20 protein-coding genes and 2 pseudogenes are annotated in these 21,883 nt (G+C 39.1%); all 22 read right to left on the reverse strand.

Annotation, left to right across the window (positions count from 1 at the left end):
• Positions 1-27 precede the first annotated feature (27 nt).
• The 22 genes and pseudogenes from KQI83_RS01395 to cobI all read right to left on the reverse strand — a co-directional run bounded on the left by KQI83_RS01395 (position 28) and on the right by cobI (position 21,868).
• On the reverse strand, positions 28-2,214 hold the full coding sequence (locus KQI83_RS01395) for a poly(ethylene terephthalate) hydrolase family protein (protein WP_216554088.1): 2,187 nt from the start codon (positions 2,212-2,214) through the stop codon (positions 28-30).
• A 14-nt stretch (positions 2,215-2,228) separates the two neighbouring features.
• The gene (locus KQI83_RS01400; protein WP_216554090.1) at positions 2,229-2,609 is read right to left on the reverse strand and encodes a bifunctional adenosylcobinamide kinase/adenosylcobinamide-phosphate guanylyltransferase; all 381 of its coding nucleotides are present in this window, start codon (positions 2,607-2,609) and stop codon (positions 2,229-2,231) included.
• Between the two features lie 44 nt (positions 2,610-2,653).
• The gene (gene cobS, locus KQI83_RS01405; protein ID WP_216554092.1) at positions 2,654-3,427 is read right to left on the reverse strand and encodes an adenosylcobinamide-GDP ribazoletransferase; all 774 of its coding nucleotides are present in this window, start codon (positions 3,425-3,427) and stop codon (positions 2,654-2,656) included.
• A pseudogene (locus KQI83_RS01410) lies at positions 3,414-3,962 on the reverse strand (bifunctional adenosylcobinamide kinase/adenosylcobinamide-phosphate guanylyltransferase); the annotation flags it as partial. The gene cobS and the pseudogene KQI83_RS01410, both read right to left, overlap by 14 nt.
• 27 nt (positions 3,963-3,989) lie before the next feature.
• Complete coding sequence (gene cobT / locus KQI83_RS01415) at positions 3,990-5,042, reverse strand: nicotinate-nucleotide--dimethylbenzimidazole phosphoribosyltransferase (protein WP_216554096.1); 1,053 nt, start codon at positions 5,040-5,042, stop codon at positions 3,990-3,992.
• A complete protein-coding gene (locus KQI83_RS01420) occupies positions 5,039-6,442 on the reverse strand; it encodes a cobyrinate a,c-diamide synthase (RefSeq protein WP_216554098.1) in 1,404 nt (467 codons plus the stop codon). The genes cobT and KQI83_RS01420 overlap by 4 nt, the downstream gene beginning before the upstream one ends.
• A gap of 9 nt (positions 6,443-6,451) precedes the next feature.
• On the reverse strand, positions 6,452-6,826 hold the full coding sequence (locus tag KQI83_RS01425; RefSeq protein WP_216554100.1) for a DUF6483 family protein: 375 nt from the start codon (positions 6,824-6,826) through the stop codon (positions 6,452-6,454).
• Between the two features lie 23 nt (positions 6,827-6,849).
• Positions 6,850-7,536, reverse strand: coding sequence for a YoaK family protein (locus KQI83_RS01430; protein ID WP_253295451.1), 687 nt, complete (start codon positions 7,534-7,536; stop codon positions 6,850-6,852).
• A gap of 14 nt (positions 7,537-7,550) precedes the next feature.
• Entirely contained in the window at positions 7,551-7,940 is a 390-nt protein-coding gene (locus KQI83_RS01435; RefSeq protein WP_216554102.1) for a thioesterase family protein, read from the reverse strand.
• A gap of 144 nt (positions 7,941-8,084) precedes the next feature.
• Positions 8,085-8,162 (reverse strand): annotated as a pseudogene (locus KQI83_RS17270) (ATP-binding cassette domain-containing protein); the annotation flags it as partial.
• Positions 8,163-8,180: 18 nt separating this feature from the next.
• Positions 8,181-8,789: an FtsX-like permease family protein gene (locus tag KQI83_RS01445; RefSeq protein WP_216554104.1), complete on the reverse strand. Its 609-nt coding sequence runs from the start codon at positions 8,787-8,789 to the stop codon at positions 8,181-8,183.
• Positions 8,790-8,889: 100 nt separating this feature from the next.
• Positions 8,890-9,630: a pyruvate formate-lyase-activating protein gene (gene pflA / locus KQI83_RS01450; RefSeq protein ID WP_216554106.1), complete on the reverse strand. Its 741-nt coding sequence runs from the start codon at positions 9,628-9,630 to the stop codon at positions 8,890-8,892.
• 27 nt (positions 9,631-9,657) lie between these two features.
• Positions 9,658-11,910: a formate C-acetyltransferase gene (gene pflB / locus KQI83_RS01455; RefSeq protein WP_216554108.1), complete on the reverse strand. Its 2,253-nt coding sequence runs from the start codon at positions 11,908-11,910 to the stop codon at positions 9,658-9,660.
• A 177-nt stretch (positions 11,911-12,087) separates the two neighbouring features.
• The gene (locus KQI83_RS01460; protein WP_216554110.1) at positions 12,088-12,450 is read right to left on the reverse strand and encodes an ArsR/SmtB family transcription factor; all 363 of its coding nucleotides are present in this window, start codon (positions 12,448-12,450) and stop codon (positions 12,088-12,090) included.
• Positions 12,451-12,486: 36 nt separating this feature from the next.
• Positions 12,487-14,355: a heavy metal translocating P-type ATPase gene (locus KQI83_RS01465; protein ID WP_216554112.1), complete on the reverse strand. Its 1,869-nt coding sequence runs from the start codon at positions 14,353-14,355 to the stop codon at positions 12,487-12,489.
• 17 nt (positions 14,356-14,372) lie between these two features.
• Entirely contained in the window at positions 14,373-14,591 is a 219-nt protein-coding gene (locus KQI83_RS01470; RefSeq protein WP_216554114.1) for a cation transporter, read from the reverse strand.
• Between the two features lie 118 nt (positions 14,592-14,709).
• Positions 14,710-16,551, reverse strand: coding sequence for an asparagine synthase (glutamine-hydrolyzing) (gene asnB, locus KQI83_RS01475; protein WP_216554116.1), 1,842 nt, complete (start codon positions 16,549-16,551; stop codon positions 14,710-14,712).
• 155 nt (positions 16,552-16,706) lie between these two features.
• Positions 16,707-18,692: a precorrin-6A reductase gene (gene cobK / locus KQI83_RS01480; protein WP_216554118.1), complete on the reverse strand. Its 1,986-nt coding sequence runs from the start codon at positions 18,690-18,692 to the stop codon at positions 16,707-16,709.
• A gap of 9 nt (positions 18,693-18,701) precedes the next feature.
• A complete protein-coding gene (gene cobJ / locus KQI83_RS01485; protein ID WP_216554120.1) occupies positions 18,702-19,436 on the reverse strand; it encodes a precorrin-3B C(17)-methyltransferase in 735 nt (244 codons plus the stop codon).
• Entirely contained in the window at positions 19,429-20,433 is a 1,005-nt protein-coding gene (locus KQI83_RS01490; RefSeq protein ID WP_216554122.1) for a cobalt-precorrin 5A hydrolase, read from the reverse strand. Before KQI83_RS01490 ends, cobJ begins: the two co-directional genes overlap by 8 nt.
• On the reverse strand, positions 20,424-21,182 hold the full coding sequence (gene cobM, locus KQI83_RS01495; protein WP_216554123.1) for a precorrin-4 C(11)-methyltransferase: 759 nt from the start codon (positions 21,180-21,182) through the stop codon (positions 20,424-20,426). The genes KQI83_RS01490 and cobM overlap by 10 nt, the downstream gene beginning before the upstream one ends.
• Positions 21,179-21,868: a precorrin-2 C(20)-methyltransferase gene (gene cobI / locus KQI83_RS01500; RefSeq protein ID WP_216554125.1), complete on the reverse strand. Its 690-nt coding sequence runs from the start codon at positions 21,866-21,868 to the stop codon at positions 21,179-21,181. Before cobI ends, cobM begins: the two co-directional genes overlap by 4 nt.
• Positions 21,869-21,883 lie beyond the last annotated feature (15 nt).

The raw sequence follows: 21,883 nt of genomic DNA on the forward strand, positions 1-21,883 counted from the left end.
GTATTTTCAGCCTTTCTATTGTCTTTCTCATTGAGATAACTTTACATTATCAATGGCTATTTTCCCATTTTTCTCCGGAAAACGTAAGATAATCTCTGTAATATTTGTCGTATCTATGCCTTCAAACTTTGTTAACGGAACGGAAACTGTTTGAAACTGGTGCTTATACTCTGCTGTTCCCAATAGATATTGCAACTTATTTAATCGAACCGGAAATGCCGGATAAATGGTAGTGTCATTTGATACTTTTACACAGGCTTCCTTTCCTTCTGCATCTTTTACAACCACTTCTACCTCTAATGCCTGCGCCTTTTCTTCCTCATTTTCTTCCATATTCATAATATCAAAACGAATACTTTTACTTTCTTCCTTCCACTCGGGTAAAGAAATTTCTATTTGCGCTTCTTCCTTTGGTTTTTCCCATTTTAATATCATGGCATAATTTTCTCTTAGTTCACCGGAGGAAAATGTCAATTCTTCCTCCCTCCAGCTTGTTACATTTCTCGCTTTTATCTGAACGCCTTTCAAACTTCCTGTTTCTAATCGAACATCTTCTTCAAAATCACATAAGGTAACTGCATCGGAAGTATCATAGGACTGTACATATAATGTTTTCGGCAATATTTCCTGATATTTCTGACAGTTCGTTAAAAGTTCCGTACATCCATCGGTTTTATCTTCTAATGTTTTATCCAAAAATGTCTTTATAAATATTTTTGCAATGTTCTCCTGTTCTTGCTGGGGCAGGAAATTTTCCACATTTAACATACGATTCACCGGTTCATCCAAATCATATTTCCCCCACAAAGAATTAAACTGGCCATGATTTAATCCTGCTATGTATACTGCACTTTTGATGCATTCCTTTTCTCCTGTAAAATGAATGTTTTCGTACTGCTCCATTCCCATAAAGGTACTGACATCCTGATCGTTTGCACCGTGAAGCAACAAATAGTTCACATCTTCTAATTCTACCTCACGGTCAGCAGGTTGATATTGTCCGCAAACCGGCGCAATGGCAATTATTGATTTAATAGAAAAGTCCCATGAAAATCTATGATTTCCATTATCCGGGTCATAACTCAGGCTATTAAATAAATATGCCTCCGTTACCGCTTCGCCACCTCTGGAATGCCCTGCCAGTGCAAGATTCTCATAATCCATTTTTTCATACAATGGATTATCCTTTTGCTGATTGAACTTTTTTAACTGCCGCATATTTTCCAATAGCAAAGCTGCTCTGGCATCGTTTTCCCCTGACAATCCGTTACAGGCATTTTCATCTACCGACACAACCACATAACCATGGGATGCAAGATACGTTCCGAGATACTCATATCCCAGATATGAATCTGTCAGCCAATTGTGATTTCCATGAATAATAAAAAGTGTGGGACACTCTGTCTTTTCTTTCGGATACCAGACAATTCCTGCCATAGGTACTTCTTTTAAAGAATATCCCTGATATTTTTCTTTGAAGTATCCCTGAATGCCCTCATTCTCCGCATAATAGCTAATGTCCGTTACATTTGACATAATATCTGCCTGTTCAGACGTTCCATAAGTAATTGTCTCTACCGTATAATCTCCGTTTTTCAGTGCTTTTTGCATATCTGCACTTTCGGATTCCGATAACTGTTTCACGCTTGCCAGTTTTTGATATTCTTCTATATAATTGTCTGAAAATCCTCCTGTACAAAGCAATCCAATCACCGCTAAGGTTGGAATTCCGGTTGCTGTCAACGTAATAAAAATTGCCTTTGTTCGCACTTTTTTTGCACAAACAGCCCAAATACTTTTTAGAAACATTGCAAATATGATGCTAATTCCTACTGCAAATATTGTATTTTCTGTTTCTCCGGCAGCCTCTGAGTCTCCCGTGAAAACCATAATACACAGAAAGCATAATAACAACCAGGTCAAAAACTCTGTAATACCATTTCGTAATGCCAGTTTTACTATCTTTTTTAGGAACCACAGTATCAGCACACTAATAATAAATGTAACAACACTCATTAGTACCATGCCTACACCGATAGGTTTCATAAACTTTCCGGACATTATTCCCACTGAAACACTAAACAGCAGTAACACCACCCAATAAAGAAGCGTTCCGGTATCATCCCAGTTTCTTTCGGTAAAACTACTAAAACATTGTTTCCAATTTCTATACTTTGCTTTCCCCTTGGCAATAATTACCTTCCATTTTCTCATCTGTATACCTCATTTTATTTTAATCTTTTTGCAATTCCACAATTCACCATATAGACTGCTTCTGCCGATTCTGCTATTTTGCAACTGATTCTTCCCACTTGCTCCCGATAGTTTCGGTCAAAAGCATCCATAGGTACCACTCCGCATCCTAACTGGGTGATTTCTAAAATAACTTGAGGATTTTTTCTGCATAATTCCTCCACTTGTTTTTCCGGTTCTATTCCTTTTTCCAATAAACGCCTGATATACAAGTGAAATTGTGCAATAATATCCGCCTGTTCCAACTCTTCCAGACTCGCCTCTTTTCCCTCTGCAATCACTGGATTTTCTTTTTTGCATAGGGATTTTGCAACTGCCAGCTTACCCTGATAAGCTCCTCCGGTAACAATTATCATTTCTCGCCCTCCTCACTATGAGTAACTCTTTTTACGCACACTTTTTATAGTAGTTTTTCCACCACTACCACTGCAACCAATATCATTAATTCACACACTTGCAAAAAACATCCTGCCAAATCTCCCGTGATTCCGCCAAACTTTTCCACAGACATGTGATGATACCACCAGAATGTCAACAATGCTGCCACTACCGCCGCTATTCCCAGTGGAATACTTACCCATATCATAACTGCAATAGCCAGGATTCCCTCCCCTATCAGAACTTTTCCTGCACGTTTTTTATCTGCTCCATTTGCAAAAGTTGCCGCTAATCCACTATCTTTTGCACAAGGAAATGCAGTTACGGAAAATCCACTCAAACATCTGCTTAGAAAAAATCCTATGGCAATTACACCGATTCCTTCTATTCTTTGCATTTCAAACAGCTCGGAAGAAAAGCCGAAATACGCTATAAAATACATACAGCAGGTAATAATCGCAAATGCTCCTGTATGAGAGTCTTTTAAAATTTCCAGTCTGCGTTCCCTGGTCTGCCAGGAACTTAATGCATCTGCCGTATCTAACAATCCATCCAGATGGATTCCACCTGTAATAAAAATGGGAATAAGCGTTAATACTGCTGCATACAGTATACTTCCCACCGAAATGTTTCCTGCAAATCTGCCCCACAGGTAAACACAAGCTCCTATCACAACTCCTACCCAAGGGAAAAAGCACATGGCATACTTCATATTTTCTTTTTCCCAATCTGCCCTTGGCATTGGTATTTTTGAATACATTGCAAATGCTATGATACATGCATTAATATACTTCATGGTGCTCCCCTTTCCAAAAGACCGGTATTCCGCAAATAACTTCAATCATTTCATCCGCTTGTGTAGCTAAGAATTGATGTATCTTTGCCATTCGTTCTAAATAAGTCTTTGTCATCTCATCATACTCGATTCCATCTTCAAACACATTATTTCCCACAATGACAACATTTTTTCCATTCTTTATCAAATGTGTCAAACCCTTTTCAATGGCTGACACCATCTGCTCTTTTCGTCCATTAGAAGAAAACATTTCATTTGCGGTAAGATTGGAAAGACAATCCAGTAAAATCACCTGATTTTTATTTACCGGTAGTTCTTCTAAATGTGTGTAACACTCATAAGTAAAAAATCCTTTTCCCTCTCGCATTTTTCGATGACGCTCAATTCTTTTTTTACTCTCTGCATCCTGCGCTTCCATGGTTGCGATATAGATAAGCTCTGATGCTTTCTCTTTTTCCCTTAATGCTACTGCCCGTTGTTCTGCATATTCTGATTTTCCGCTTCCACTTCCACCAGTAATAAATACTACCATGCACTTCTCCTGTTCTTTTTCATCTTACGCTTATTCTAACGGTACATAATCTGCAATCTCAATCTGAGCAAAGGTACTCATTTTTTCATAGATATGTAAGCCCATGCTTAATAACGGAAATAATACTACTGCACCAGTTCCCTCGCCCAAACACATATCACAGGTAATGCTTGGAGATTTTCCGATTGCTTCTAAAATCATTGCTCCTGCCGGTTCTTTTGACACATGGGAAGCAAGTACATAATCCTGCACCAATGGTTCCATACGAATGGCTGTCAATGCTGCCACACTTGAAATAAATCCATCTGCTACCACCGGAATTCCATAGATAGCTCCACCAAGATATAAGCCCGCAAGACCTGCAATATCAAATCCTCCTACTTTTGCCAGTACATCCACAGGGTCTTTGGGATTTGGTTCATGCATCTTTATCGCCTTTTTAATCACTTCCATCTTACGCTTTAGTCCTGCACTATCCAGTCCTGCACCTCTTCCTGTTACACTTTCTACCGATTGGTTAAGCAAAACACCGGCTACTGCGCTACTGGTGGTAGTATTTCCGATTCCCATCTCTCCGGTGGCAATGATATCATATCCTTCTTTTTTCAATCTTTCTACTATCTGTATTCCTGTTATAATGCCACGCTCTGCTTCTTCTCTTGTCATCGCAGGCTCTTTCGCCATATTTTTAGTTCCATATGCAATCTTATGTTTTTCTACTCGCGGTGTATCCACTGCCATTCCTATATCAATAGGAAAAATATCTGTTCTGGTATCTTCACACATGATGGCTGCACAGGACTTTTCATCTAAAAAATTCTCTGCCACAATAGCAGTTACTTCCTGCCCGGTTTGGGTAACTCCCTCTTCTACTACTCCGTTATCTGCGCACATTACTACTAACGCCTTTTTCTTAAGACAAATGGCGGAAGTTCGCTGTATTCCTGCTATCTGAATAAGATTTGTCTCTATTTTTCCAAGACTTTTTAAGGGTTTGGCAATGGAATCCCATCGTTTTTCAGCTAATTCCATTGCTTTTTTATCCACCGGTTTTATCTGTTCTAAATATTCTTTCAGTTTCATGACTGCTCCGTTTCTACTGTTTCTCGATTTTGTTGCCATTTCCGACAACTTTTCAAAAATCGAAATACAAAATCAGGATTGGAATAATAATATAAATGTGGATAACCTGCTGCATAATTTTCTCCACCGTGGATACAATCCCACTTTCCACTTCCCATGGGCTTTTTTGCATGATAATCCTCTCCATTATCCGTCGTATCAAAATAATGAAATTCATGTGCCTTGATGCACTCATTTTTCCATAACAGTTGATTATCCTTTTCTGTAGATAGCGTAATATAGCCAAATCTTCCTAACTTCTCTGTGGCATATGCCTGTCCATTTTGTACACCTACCATAGGATATTTATTTCCCTTCATATCCTCCATAGTTTCTTGCAAGTACATAAAACCACCACACTCTGCAAGATATGGCATTCCCCTTTGTATTGCCTGTTTGATTTCTTCTTTTATTCCACTGTTCTTGCTCAATTCTTCTGCATACAATTCGGGATAGCCACCATATAGAATCATTCCATCTAACTTACTTGGAAGTGTTTTGTCATGAAGTGGAGAAAACTCTACTATCTCTGCTCCCATTTCCTGTAATAGTTCCAAATTATCCTGATAGCAAAAACAAAAAGCCTCATCTCTTGCCATACCGATGCGAGGTGCTTTTTGTCCTATTGAAAGTTCTATGTTAGGTACTTTTACGTCTTCCCATTCCAGGTTGGCAGCCTGATTTGCTAAGTCAAATATCCCTTCGATATCCAGTGTTTCTTCCAAAAGCTCTGCCAGCTTTTCTATTTTTTCTCGCAAATCTGCTATCTCATTTGGAGTTACTAATCCAAGATGGCGGCTTTCTATGGTAAGTTCCGGACATCTTGGAACATATCCTAAAACCTTAATTTCAAGTTCCTGCTCTATTTGCTTTTTTAATAATGAATAGGTCATCTTCGTGGTTTGGTTAAGAATAACCCCCTTGATATGACTGTCTTTTCGATAGTTTAAAAATCCCTGTATCATGGGAACAACAGAAAGACTCATTCCTTTTGCATTAACCACAAGAATCACCGGTGTATCCGTTACCTTTGCCAGTTCATAGGAAGATGACTGGTCTGTAATTCCGCCTACACCGTCAAAAAATCCCATCACGCCTTCTAATACAGAGATATCTGCCTTCTTTGCTTCCTTACCAAACAAATATCTGGTTACATTGATATCTGTAAAAAAGGTATCTAAATTCTTGGATGGGGTTCCTATCACTCTTCGGTGAAACATGGGGTCGATATAATCCGGGCCACATTTAAAGGCAGCGGGATGTTTTCCACGGTTTAAAAAAAGCTGTAATAGACCGCAGGTAATTAACGTTTTTCCACTTCCACTTGCGGGTGCCGCCAGCATAATTCTCGGTAGTTTCACAATTACCTCCTAAATCAATGTTTCTGCAAGACTATCGTAGCCATACATTTTCATAACATGTTTCATGCCTTCTGCAACCTCTATTCTGGAAAAATCACACTTTTCCAAATATTCGTTGCTCATCTTATTCAAATGTTCATAGAATAATACTGCCATTTTTAAATATTCGATATTTCCTTCTTCTAATTCTTCGTAAAGAATATTTTCTGCCTGGTTAATTTCTCCACGGTCTGCCATGGCACAAAGATTTTCAAAATTTCCCTGTACCTTTTTGTCTTCAAACTGAACATCCTCTTGTTTTTCTTCATCTATCTGAAATACCAGTTTTAAAAAAGTTCGTACCATCTCATGGATAATACGCATGATATAATCCTGTTCTACCATCTTAGTTTCCCTTTCTAATCATTTTATAATTCCTTGTGCTCTACATCCTCACGAATAAACATAATAAGAAAAGCTATCGTTAATAGTCCGCAAGAAATCCAGATTGCTTTTGCTTCTAATACTTTTGCAAGGACACCTCCAAACGCTGCCCCTATAATAAAGATTCCGATAAATCCATAATATAGCAGACTTTTGTCCAACAATCGCTTATCTTTTGTCACATGGTAACTGCAAAGCATGTCTGTTGCAGTTCTTAAATTTCCAATACACATGGTGCTGGCATATGCATTTCCGTTTACTTTACGGAAACTTTGTACCTGCATAGCGCAGACAAAGGAGACCAGCATATTTGCCACAAGATCCATCTTTTGCGGCATCCATCCTACACCGAACAAAAAAAGAATCTCCATAATTACAATAAGCTGTCTCCAATGTATTTTTCTGTAATATTTAAAATGTCTGCGTATACGCTCTGCTACATAAATGCCTGTTGCAAAGGCAAGTACCGGCAGGAGATACCGCATTCCGGTACGGTAATCTCCTGTGGCAAAGCTTGTTCCCATTAAGACCATGTTTCCCGTTTGTGCATTGGCAAATACTTCTCCCCGATAAAAAAAAGTATATGCATCCTGGAATCCGCCGGACAAACATAAAAATGCTGCCACAAACACTGATTCCGACATTTGCTGTTTCTTCATAATCCTAATCATTTCACTTTCTATTACTATTTTTGTTTCTTGCTATCTGCCTTTTTCTGAAACTTTTCTTCTTCTACGATAAAACGGTCATGTCTTCCTTCTCCGATTTTTCCGGATTCATCGTAAGCAGTAATAGAAAATACTAATTTTCTTCCATCCACTTCCTCTAAAATGGACTCACACCATACTTTCATTCCGATAGGAGTTGGTGCTAAATGCTGCATATACATTTTGATTCCAACCGTTCCCATCCCCGGTTCTAACTGTTCTGCAACACTCTTCCATGCAGTCTCTTCCATCAATGCCACCAATACCGGTGTTGCTAATACATCTAATGTTCCGCTTTTATGGACTTTGGCAGTATCTTTTTCAGATACTACAAATTCCTGATATCCTTTCATTCCAATTTCCAACATAATATATCCTCCTTGCATTTGCTTTCCTTATTATATATTCTTTTTCTGCAAAAAGGAACCTTTTTGGAAAAATTTCTGATAAGGTTTTTAGGATAATTTCCATCCCTCTGCTTTTTTGCGGATTTCTACAAAATCATGATAAGCTGTTTTTCCGCTTCCGGATGGTCCTACGATAGCCGTAGATGTTTTTTCCGGAATGGTAAAACTTACATCTTTTAATATTTATCGTTAAATATTTTATTATTCCCTGTTCTTTAACACTTCTGCCGGAACCACTTTTTTAATTTTTCTAACCAAAAGCTGATTAATAACAAAGTACAAAAGAAGTACTCCGACATACAGTCCCAGATACAATTGCCAGGTAAAATGTAAATCCATTCCGCATGAAACATCAGATATCATAGCCGGATATAATACATCCATAACTGTCTTAGATAACGGAATACATATTGCTGCTCCTACTGCTATCATATAAAAGTTCCCATTCAGATAGAGTTTTCTTACCTCCTTCATGCGATATCCAAATATTTTTATCAGTGAAATTCCAAACGTAGATCGTTCTATCATAACCTTCATCATAAGATACATTACTACGCAGAAAATTAGTGTTCCCATTCCAATTAGCATGGAAAACATTGGCATCATCATGGACTTAAATATATCAGAGCTTTTCTCTATGTTTGCTTTTGTAGTAGTAGTAGTATAAAGTCTTCCTGCCGGAACATCCAACTTCTTATCTGCAAATACCACATTATAATAATCATCACTTGCATTGAAAAGTTCCCGCATACTATCTATATCCATAAATGCATAAAATCCAGGTGAATACTGCGTAATTCCTTCTATCACAATACCAACTCTTTTCCACCTTACACTATCCAACCCAAAACATAAGACCACCAAACACTTCCATTGTTACATGGATCTTGTCTGATGGTCTCTCTTAATATTACTTTAATTTTAATATTTCTTCTGCATTGCGTACTCGTTCTGCGGTTGGCGGATCAATTCCCTTTAATGGGTAATCAATTCCCAACTGTTCCCACTTAAATACACCAAGGGTATGATATGGTAATACCTCTACCCTTTCTACATTTTTTAAAGTGTGAATAAAATCTGCTAAACGATGCAGATATTCATCTTTATCATTTCTTTCCGGAACTAAAACATGACGTATCCAAACCGGTTTTCCCATATCAGACAGCTGTCTTGCCATTTCTAATATGTTTTGGTTGGTCTGTCCGGTAAGAATCTTATGCTGTTCTTCATCAATATGTTTGATATCTAATAAAATCAAATCCGTATACTTCATCAGTTCCAACCATTTAGAATAAAATGGCTCCTCTGTAGTGAACGGATTTCCACTGGTGTCAAGTGTTGTGTGAATATTCCTCTCTTTGGCTTCCTTAAACAGCTCCAGTAAAAAATCTATCTGAAGCAGCGGTTCTCCTCCACTTACAGTAATACCGCCCTTACTTTTCCAATAAGAGCGGTATCGACAGGCTTTATCTAATAATTCACCTGCAGTATATGGAGTACCTGTTGTCATGTCCCAAGTGTCCGGGTTGTGACAGAACTGACAGCGCATTGCACAGCCAGTTAAAAATATCACATACCGAACTCCCGGTCCATCCACGGAACCAAAGCTTTCTAAGGAATGTACATATCCTTTTCTTTCTTTGCTTTCCATTGGCATTCCTTTCTTTATCGTTGCAACTTACATTGTTTCGTGGCAAGTTCTGGAGATAACATCCATCTGCTGTTCACGAGTTAAGTCGATGAACTTAACAGCATATCCGGATACACGAATTGTAAAGTTTGCATATTCCTCTTTTTCTGGATGTTCCATAGCATCGATTAATTTCTCTTTTCCAAATACGTTTACGTTTAAGTGATGTGCACCCTGATCGAAGTAACCATCTAATACGTTTACTAAGTTCTGAGTTCTTTCACCGTCATCATGTCCAAGAGCACCTGGATTGATTGTCTGTGTATTTGAAATTCCGTCTAAAGCTTCTTCATATGGTAATTTTGCAACAGAGTTCAAGGATGCAAGTAATCCGTTCTGTTCTGCACCATAAGCTGGGTTAGCTCCTGGAGATAATGGTTCTCCTGCTTTTCTTCCGTCTGGAAGAGCACCTGTTGCTTTACCATAAACTACGTTAGAAGTAATAGTAAGGATAGATGTTGTAGGTTCAGAATTACGATAAGTATGGCAGCTTCTTAAACGATCCATGAAAGTCTTTAATAACCATACAGCGATTTCATCTGCACGTTCATCATCATTTCCGTATCTTGGGAAATCTCCCTCAACTTCATAATCAACAGCCATTCCTTCTTCATCACGAACAACTTTAACCTTAGCGTATTTAATAGCACTTAAGGAGTCTACTACATGAGAGAATCCTGCGATACCAGTTGCAAATGTACGTCTTACATCTGTATCGATTAATGCCATCTGGCTTGCTTCATAGTAATATTTATCATGCATGTAATGAATCATGTTCAATGTTTCTACATAAGTCTGTGCTAACCAAGTCATCATTGTATCATATTTTTCCATTACTTCATCATAATCAAGATATTCGGAAGTAATTGGCTGGTAAGCTGGTCCTACCTGCTGTTTTGTCTTCTCGTCTTTTCCACCATTGATAGCGTATAATAAGCATTTTGCAAGGTTTGCACGAGCTCCGAAGAACTGGATTTCCTTACCTGTTTCTGTTGCAGATACACAGCAGCATACAGAGTAATCATCGCCCCATACCGGACGCATAACATCATCGTTCTCATACTGGATAGAACTTGTAGCAACAGAAATGTGTGCTGCATATTTCTTGAAGTTCTCTGGTAAATGAGAAGAATATAATACTGTTAAGTTAGGCTCTGGAGAAGGTCCCATGTTCTCTAAGGTATGTAAGAAACGATAATCAGATTTTGTTACCTGAGAACGTCCATCCATTCCAAGTCCTGCAACGTCTAATGTTGCCCATACTGGGTCACCAGAGAATAACTGATTGTAAGATTCAATTCTTGCGAACTTAACCATACGGAATTTCAATGTCATATGGTCAACTAATTCCTGAGCCTGTTTCTCAGTAAGTGCACCGCTCTTTAAGTCTCTTTCGATATAGATATCAAGGAATGTAGATACACGACCAACACTCATTGCTGCACCGTTCTGTGTCTTAATAGCTGCAAGATATGCAAAATATAACCACTGGAAAGCTTCTTTTGCATTAGATGCTGGTTCAGAAATATCAAATCCGTAAGACTGAGCCATTACTTTCATGTCTTTCAAGCATTTAATCTGCTCTGCAACTTCTTCACGCAAACGGAACTGTTCACTTCTCATACCTGGGCGAGCGATTTCATCGAAATCTTTCTGTTTCTGCTCGATTAAGTAATCAATACCGTATAATGCAACTCTTCTGTAATCGCCTACGATTCTTCCTCTTCCGTATGTATCTGGAAGTCCGGTAAGAATCTTGTTATGACGCATTTTCTTCATTTCTGGTGTGTAGATATCAAATACAGCCTGGTTATGTGTCTTATGATATTTTGTGAAAATCTCATGAAGTTTTTCACTTGGCTGATATCCGTACATAGTACAGGACTGCTCTGCCATCTTAATTCCACCGTATGGCATAAATGCACGTTTTAATGGCTTATCTGTCTGTAAACCAACTACCTGCTCTAAGTTCTTCAAGTCATCGCTAATATATCCTGGTCCGTATGCAGTAATAGAGGATACTACCTCTGTCTCCATATCAAGGACTCCACCTTTTTTACGTTCTTCTTTCTGAAGTTCCTGAACCTTGCCCCATAACTTATCGGTAGCTTCGGTTGGTCCCTCTAAGAAAGACTCATCTCCTTCATAAGGGGTATAGTTGTTCTGAATAAAGTCACGAACATCTACGCCTTCTTTCCATAATCTTCCTTCGAATCCATCCCATTGTTTAAATTCTTTCATTTTGGCATCCTTTCTTGTTTGTATAACATTATTTTTATTTATGTCGTGTTAATGTTACCTAATTCCTCTGAAAAAATCAAGCCAATTATTGAATTCCTTTTCTCAAAAGTGGCTTTGTATCTAAAGAAATACAAAAAAATGCCAAAAAGATGCCAAATTTGGCATCTTTTTGTACATTTATGCTTCTTCTATATGGTCACAACCTTGCGCAATAATCGTTCGCACATGTTCATCTGCCAGAGAATAAAAAATAGATTTTCCTTCTCTTCGACTTTTTACTAATTTATTCTGCTTCAAAATTCGTAATTGATGTGAAATAGCAGATTGTGTCATATTTAAAACCTGCGCCAAATCACATACACATACTTCTGCTTCAAACAGCACAAACAGAATACGGATTCTGGTAGAATCGCCAAATACCTTAAACAGTTCTGCTAAATCATACAGTTCCGTTTCTGCCGGCATTGTCTCATTTACAATTTTCAAAAGATTTTCATGCACTTCATAAGATTCGCAGCACTCTGTTTCTTTCTCAGCCATTCTTTCACCGCCTTTATTTTATATTTTTATCTCATTCTATAACTTCTTTACAAACAATGCACGAATTGCGTTAAGAACTGCAATTACCATTACACCTACGTCTGCAAAAATAGCAGTCCACATATTTGCAATACCAAGTGCTCCTAAAATCAGACAGATAATCTTAATTCCAATTGCAAAATAAATATTTTCATATACAATACGAATACACTTTCTTGCAATTTTAATTGCCTTTGCAATCTTTAAAGGATCATCATCCATCAGGACTACATCCGCGGCTTCAATCGCTGCATCTGAGCCAAGAGCTCCCATGGCAATTCCAATATCAGCTCTGGATAATACCGGTGCATCGTTGATTCCGTCACCCACAAAAGCGAGTTTTTCTTTTTCGCCTTTTTTCTTTAACAGTTCTTCTACCTTTTCTACCTTACCTGATGGAAGCAATTCACTGTATACATCTTCAATTCCTAATTCTTTTGCAACCTGTTCTGCTACATTCTTAGCGTCTCCGGTAAGCATAACCGTCTTGGAAATGCCCGCCTTTTTCAATGCATGTATTGCTTCTTTGGCATGTGGTTTTAAAATATCAGAAATCAAAATATGTCCTGCATAAGCACCATCTATTGCCATATGAACTACCGTTCCTACATGATGGCACTCCTTATACTCAATGCCAAGTCGCTTCATCAGTTTTGCATTACCTGCCGCAACTGCTATTCCATCTACTTTCGCAATCACACCATTTCCGCTGATTTCTTCCACATCGGTAACTCTGTTTCTGTCAATTGGTTTTCCAAATGCTTTCTGAAGACTTTTACTTATCGGATGACCGGAAGAACTTTCTGCCAGCGCTGCATACTCCAACAGTTTTTCATTTTCTATCTTACTATGGTGAATACCACTTACTTCAAACACACCTTGTGTCATGGTACCGGTTTTGTCAAAAACTACATACTTGGTTTGTGCCAATGTTTCTAAGTAGTTAGAGCCTTTTACCAAAACACCTTGATTGCTTGCTCCTCCGATTCCTGCAAAAAAACTTAACGGAATACTGATTACCAAAGCACACGGACAACTGATAACCAGGAAGGTCAGCGCACGATAAATCCATTCGCCCCATTCCGGTGCAATTCCCATTGCAAGCATTCGTACCAATGGTGGTAAAATTGCCAATGCCAGTGCTCCATAACAGACTGCCGGAGTATAATACTTTGCAAACTTTGAGATAAAGTTCTCAGACTTAGACTTTTTGGAACTGGAATTTTCCACTAAATCCAAAATCTTTGAAACCGTAGACTCACCGAATTCTTTGGTGGTCTGAATCTTAAGTACTCCTGTCATGTTAATGCATCCACTGATTACCTCGTCTCCAACTGCTGTTTGTCTTGGAAGACTTTCTCCGGTCAGTGCACTGGTATTTAATGTACTGTTTCCTTCTGTTACAATACCATCAATTGGTATTTTTTCTCCCGGCTGTACTACAATTACCGTACCGATTTCTACCTCATCCGGGTCTATTTTTTCTAACTTTCCGTCTTTTTCTATATTGGCATAGTCCGGGCGAATATCCATAAGTTCACTGATATTTTTTCTGCTCTTGCCTACTGCATAGCTTTGGAACAGCTCTCCAATCTGATAAAACAGCATTACGGCAGTGCCTTCTTTATAGTCTCCTAAAGCAATTGCACCTATGGTTGCAACTGCCATAAGGAAATTCTCATCAAATACCTGTTTATTCAGGATTCCCTTAAATGCCTTTTTCAAAATGTCATAGCCAATTACCAGATATGGAATCATAAACAATCCAAATTTCACATATCCCTCTATTGGCATTAATGATAAAACAACAATCAAGGCTGCTGCTACAATAATTCGGATAAGAACTTTCTTTTGTTTCTTATTCATAAATATCCCTCCCGTTCTTACAGGAAGATTTCACAATCATCCTCTACTTTTTTACAATTTTTAAGAACTTCCTGCATAACTGTTTTTGGTTCCTGACCATCTTCAAATTCCACAATCATCTTTAACGCCATAAAGTTTACAGTTGCATCCTTAACACCTGCTGTATTCTTAGCTGCTTCCTCCATTTTATTTGCACAGTTTGCACAATCCACATCAATCTTGTAAGTTTTTTTCATAATCTCTACTTCCTTTCTCTTTTATGTTATATGTTTTAACAAATGAACACTTATTCATATGTTTAATTGTATTATAGCATATAGGATGTGATTGTCAATACATTTTTTCTTTTATATTTTATATGTGGTACTGTTTCATCCACTCATTGACTTGAAACAAATATGCCAGCATCTGCGGACCTGCCATCAACTGCCCATACCAAGGTTTTCCATAATCAGAGGATTGCTCCATAAAAGACTGAAGTTTTTGTTTATCTAAGAATCGCAATACCGGTGCCTGTGCATCAGAAAGCATTTCTTGAAACATATTTTTCAAAAGTGTTTCGTATTTCGGGTCATAAGTTTTGGGATAAGGTGACTTTCTGCGAAATAACACTTCGTTCGGAAGTTTTCCTCTTCCTGCCTGCCTTAAAAGATTTTTCACTACATCGTCTTTTGCTTTCATTTCCCAAGGTACATTCCACACATATTGTACAATTTTTACATCTGCAAAGGGAACTCTCGCCTCCAGTCCCCAGTACATACCGGTTCTGTCCATACGATTTAAAAGTGTCTGCATAAACCACTTCATATTCAGGTAGGAAATCTCTCTTCGTCTTGCTTCTTCCGCGGTATCTTCCGGGCATTTCGGCACTTCTGCTATAGATTTGTGATATGCCGCCTTTACATATTCATCCATATTTAAGAAATCTAAAAACTCCTCTGACAACAACTGTTTTCGTGGCGTAAGGTCCATGGTCCATGGGAAGGTTTCAGACTCTAACATTTCTTTTTTATGAAACCATGGATATCCGCCAAATATCTCATCTGCACATTCTCCTGTTAGAGTTACTTTATGATTCTTTGCTACCTTAGAACAAAAATAGAGCATAGAAGAATCCACATCTGCCATTGCCGGTAAATCATGCGCCTTTACAGAATCTGTCAGCATAGCAATCTGCTGTTCGTTATTACATTCTAAGAAATGATGTTCACTTCCAAGATATTCCACCATTTTTTCTACATACGGTCTGTCTTGGGAAGGTTGAAAATCATTCTTTTTAAAATTTTTTGCGTTATCTACAAAATCAAAGGAATAAGTAGTAAGCTGTTTTCCCTGTTTTTTCAACTCTGACGCACAAACAGATGACACCAGACTGCTATCTACGCCTCCTGACAAAAAAGTACAGATTGGCACATCGGATATCATCTGTCTTGCCACTGCTTCATATACCAGTTGTGACACTGTTTCCACTGTTTTCTCATAGCTGTCTGTATGTGGATGACTTTGAAGCTCCCAGTATTTTCCGCTGCGACATCCTTCTCTGGTGCATAAGAGATATTCTCCCGGCAGTACTTCATGTACCCCTTTAAAAATGCCACAGCCGCCACTTCTTGCCGGACCGATTCCGAATATCTCATTCCATCCCTCCCGGTCTACTTCCGGCTTTGGCAAAGGATGTGCAAAAATCCCCTTAAGTTCTGATGCAAAAATCAACTCTTCTCCGCACCAAGTATAAAACAATGGCTTTACTCCCATAGGGTCACGAAACAGATAGAGTTTTTGTTCCTTGGTATCCCATAGGGCAAAGGCAAAGATTCCATTCATTTTTTTCACAAACTCTATGCCTAACTCCATGACTCCTGTAAGAATTACCTCTGTATCACTGGTGGTTGTAAACTGACATCCCATTTTCTGCAACATCTCACGCAGTTCTCTGGTATTATACAGTTCTCCATTATAGACAATGGCACAAGTTCTTCCATTCCTGTTTCGTATCATGGGCTGATGTCCCCCTGCAATGTCAATAATGGACAATCTGCTATGTGCCAGCCCGCAATGCTTGGATAAGTATATTCCCTCGTCATCCGGTCCACGGTGCCACAATGCCTCATGCATGGCAGTCAAAAGGGAACGGTAGTATTCTGACCGTTCCCTGTAATCTTTTTCCTTATGATAAAATCCTGCAATTCCACACATATATATTTCCTCTCTGTTTCTATATTTGTATTATTAGTATATAGAAACAATGGGAAAATTATAACAGCTTTGCAATTTCCTTTATATTTGTGTTTCCTTTTTCTAAAACCTCTTCTTCTATTCCTTCTAATTGTTTACATATACTAAACCGGTTTCTAACGCTGCAATGTTACCACATATACCGGATTCTGTCCCATCATCATCTGGTAACTTCCGATTTCTTTTGCCTTTGCAATATTTACCTGTACAATCTCTTTCTGTGAAAAGTTGTATTTTTTAATAAGGTGTGTTACTTCCGCTATGGTTTCTAAGGAAATGGCATTGATTACAATGCGTACCTCAGGATTCTTTTCCCACAGGCACAATAAGATTTCTTCTAGTTTTCCACTGCTGCCACCGATAAATGCATGGGTAGGAGTTGGTAAATTCTCTAACATCTCCGGTGCCTGTCCTACTATAACCTGAAGGTTTTTCGCTGCCAGTTTCTCACTGTTTCTTTGAATCAGTGCACCTGCTTCCGGTTTCTTCTCGATGGCATACACCATTCCGTCTACTGCCATTCTGGCGCACTCCACCGATATACTTCCGGTTCCTGCTCCGATGTCATAAATGACCGACTCCTTGCTTAATTGTAACTTTGAGATAGAAATACTTCGTACTTCTTCCTTTGTCATGGGTACTTTTTCCCGTAAAAATTCTTCGTCCGGAATGCCATGTGTTACTACGGCTTTCTTTGCTGATTCATTTACCAGTACCAGCACACAAAGCCCCTCTTTTTCATAATTTTGAAACTCCTTAGGACTTCCCTTTTCAATGGTCTGCTCTTCGCCTCCTAATTGTCTTCCGATATATATTTGGGTATCTTCTAATCCATATATTATCAGTTCTCTGCAAAGCTCCCGAATCCCTGCTGCACCTCCGGTTAGGGTAAATACCTTTTCCTGCTGGCTGAGAGCCCCTATAACATTTTGATTTCTTCCATGAAGGCTCATTAACTTCATATCTTCCCAGCTCATACCGATGCAAGAAGCAAAATACACAACGGATGAAATGCCGCATAGTAACTCCATTTGGCATGATGTGTTGTTCTGTATTTTCCACTGTTCCAAGCGTTCCCATAGTTTCTGTGCTCCACTGTAAAATCCTACATCTCCGGAAAAAAGTATTGCTATTTTAGAACACTTTGCATGTTCTGTAATACACTGAAAAATCTCCTCTGTCTGGTAAGAGATAAATTGTTCTTTTCCCTGTCTTAGCGCCTCGGGAATAGAGGCTATCATACGTTTGGCACCAATTAACAATTCTGCCTCTTTTATGCACCGGTATCCTTCTAACGTCAATGTACCTGCATTTCCCATTCCAATTCCTATCAGCGATACTTTCTTTTTTTCTTCCTTATGGATTCCAAGCTTTTCCAAGATTTCTTCCATGGAATATCCCGTTTCCTTCGGTCTTCTTATCACAACTGCTTTAGCTCCTGCCCGCCTTGCTGCCTGAATTTTTTCCGGATATCCGCCTGCTCCTGCTGTTTCTTTTGTTACCAACCAGGCTGCCTGTATTTCCCGCATCATAGCAAGATTCAATTCTTCACTAAAGGGGCCCTGCATACAGATAATCTGTTTTCCCTTCAATCCTAATTGATGACATTTCGCCAGTTCTGCTGTTCCCGGAAGAATCCGTGCATAGATTCTTGAAGTATCTTCGATTCGTTCCATGTAACCGGCAATTTCCTTACTTCCTGTAGTAAGAAAAATATTTCCTTTTGTCTGATTGAGATAAGCAGCCGCTTCTTCTGTGGAGTCTACATAATGAACATGCTCTGCTTTTTGTCCTTCCCCGCGCACCAACCGTAAAATTTCCTTGCCTTGACTTTCGCAGGCTTTTCGTATATTTTCTGTTACTTCTGTGGCATAAGGATGTGTAGCATCTATCACAACCTGCCACGGCTTTTTCTGAAGAAGTGCTTCTATCTCCTGCTGATTCAAACGTCCTACTAAAACTGTAATCTTTTTGGAATCTTCCATCACTTCCTGCCCATATTCGGTTGCCACACACACGGTTACACAGATACCGCAAGAAGCCAGTACCTCTGCTAACTTTCTTCCTTCACTTGTCCCTGAAAACACTAATATTTCCTGCATGTTTTGCTCCTATCTGTTGATGTGATACCCTCTTGGTGTCACCATTTTTCCATTCACAACCTTGGTTGTTTCATTTCCTATAAAAACAGTGGTAAACATATCCACCTGTACTTCTCGAAGTGCTGCTAAGGTATAAATCTGCCTCTGCTCTCCTTCTCTTCCAATCTGAGAAACAATGCCACACACTGTATTTGGATTTTTACTTTCCAGCATAATATCACATGCCTTTTTCAAATAATCTGCTCGTTTCTTACTGGAAGGATTATAAAGACAGATTGCCATATCAGATTCTGCTGCCGCCTGTAACCGCCTTTCAATTTTTTCCCATGGAGTCATCAGGTCGCTTAGGCTGATAACTGCAAAGTCATGCATAAGTGGTGCTCCTAATACTGCTGCACCACTTAAAGCTGCGGTTACTCCCGGAATTATCTCAACGGTTACTTCCGGATATTCTGCACCTATCTCTAATATTAGCCCGCTCATGCCGTATACCCCTGCATCTCCACTGCAAATCATCGCTGTATTTTTTCCTGTTGCCGCCTGTTCAAATGCCATTCTGCAACGTTCTACTTCTTTACGCATAGGTGTGGTTAGAAACTCTTTTTTGGGAAAATGTTCCTTCACCAAATCCACATATACCGTATAGCCTACGATTACATCACAATTTTCTAATGTGTGAACTGCCTTTAAGGTCATATCTTCATATGCCCCCGGGCCAATCCCAACTACATATAACTTACTCAAATCTAACACTCCATTCTTTTTCTGCAATTGCAAGAGTCTTTCCGTTTTGTGCTGTCTTGGGCTGTAAGATATGTGCACGGTTTTGTTTCCATGCACAAATTGCTGCCCGCTCACAGACATTTCCTACTCCAATGGTTTTTTCCACAAATTCTGACTGGGTATATTCCCCGGGAACACGTTCTAATTCTTCGGGAGAAAATGTCTGAAACTCTAATCCATATTTTTCACAAAATGCAAAAATTCCTGCCTCGTTCTTTTTTTTATCTACCGATGCCACACAGGAAATACTCTCCATTGCTATCTGCTGTTTTTCTAACTGCTCTAACACAAAAGTCTCTATTTCTTCTGCTGACTTTCCTTTTCTACATCCAACGCCTACTGTTACTGCCTTTGGAATTAACTGACAGGTATTATGAATTCCTACATTTATCCTGTACTTTTCTGTGACTTTTCCTTGTTCTGCCACAACTTCTTCTGGTATTGTTCCTGTCACCTGTCCTTCGCAAAAAAATCCGATTTTTTCACCGCCTAGAATTGCTGCTGAAATTTCTTTTGCCCAGGCTCTGTCTTTGATAAATAACTGATTTTTCTTTGCAAATACATCCACCGCAAATTTCTGATTGATATCCGTTGCGGTAGTAATAACTGCCTGTGCCTGCAATTTTTCTGCCAGTTGAAGGGCGTAAGCATTCGCTCCACCCACATGACCGGATAAAACAGGAATCACATAGGTTCCCTTTTCATCTACCACCAGAACTGCCGGGTCTTTGAACTTGTCTTGCACAAACGGCGCAATGGCACGAACTGCAATTCCTGCTGCTCCTACAAAAATCAACACCTGTGCTTTTGAAAATGCATTTTCTGTCCACGTCTGTAAGGAAATATTTTTCTCTTTTCCACTTGTGACCTGCACATTTCCATACACCTTCATAATCTCTTTTATTTTTTCCGCCAAGCTGCTTCCCTGACCGGTAAAACTGATAATCTCTATTTGCATGGTTTTCGAAACTCCGTTTCAAATGCAGGATGATATAAATCACTTCTGCGATAGTTACTATGTGTCACTACGTCTCCTACGATAATAAGGGCTGTTTTCGTAATGTTGTGCTCCTTGGCTGTCTGCGCCAGTGTATCTATGGTACAAATATACTTTTCTTCTTCCGGCCAGGTTGCCTTGTATACAATGGCAGCAGGTGTAGATGCTTCATACCCGCCTTCCATTAGACGTACCTGCAATTCTTCTAACATCCCGGTACTTAGAAAAATCACCATTGTTGCATGGTGGGCTGCAAAACTTTCAATCTCTTCTCGTTCCGGTACCGGAGTTCTTCCTGCCATACGGGTAATGATTACACTTTGAGACACATCCGGCAAAGTATATTCTAAGTTCAGTGCTGCTGCTGCACCACAAAAAGAGCTTACACCCGGACAGCTTTCATAAGGGATTCCCGCTTCTTCCAACCTATCCATTTGTTCTCGGATTGCCCCATATATACTAGAATCTCCTGTATGAAGTCGCACCGTTACCTTTTCCTGTTCTTCTGTCTGCTTCATCACCTGAATAACTTCTTCTAAGGTCATTTTTGCACTGTTATAAATTTCACAATCTTCCTTGGTTTCTTCTAGTAATGCCGGATTTACCAAAGAGCCTGCATAAATCACCACATCTGCCTTTTGTAATAGTTTTTGTCCTCTTACCGTAATCAAATCCGGTGCACCACTTCCTGCTCCCACAAAATATATCATTTTTCCTGCTCCTTTACAATAATTAAGGAATAGTACCCTGCTTCTTCCGGTATCTCATCTACATTATGATAAACCCGTTCCTGTTCCATTCCGCAGTTTTCAATCATAGATACCCGAACCTCTTTTTGTTTCAACTGTTCTTTTACCTGTTTCATCTTTTTTCCCGCTTTCATTAAAACACGGGTTCCGGAAAGTTCCATTCCCTGCTCAATGCCATAAGAAGAGGGGATTACATGTAACATCTCGTTACGCTCTACCAATCCTTCATTTAATCTGGCTGATACTGCGCAAAAAGACGGAATACCGCTGACAATTTCTGTGTCATAGCCTGCCTTTACAATTCTTTGATGTATATAAATATAAGTAGAATATACACAAGGGTCTCCCAATGTTAAAAAGGCAATATTTTTTCCGGTATCTAACACTTCTGCCACCTTTTCACAAGCTGTATTATGGCTGATTTCCAGCTTTTCTTTCTCTTTTGTCATGGGCATATCTATTTCTAAACATTCTTTCCTTTCTATCTCCGGTAAGGCTTGTCTTACAATTTGATAAGCAACTGTCTCTTCTTTCTTTTTTCCCGGAACTGCGATGATATCACATTCTTTGATTAACCGTACTGCTTTTAATGTCAAAAGCTCCGGGTCTCCCGGGCCCACTCCGATTCCATATAATTTTCCTGCCATGTTTTTCTCCTTGTA

The sequence above is a fragment of the Roseburia sp. MSJ-14 genome, assembly GCF_018918225.1.
Lineage (GTDB): Bacteria > Bacillota > Clostridia > Lachnospirales > Lachnospiraceae > Petralouisia.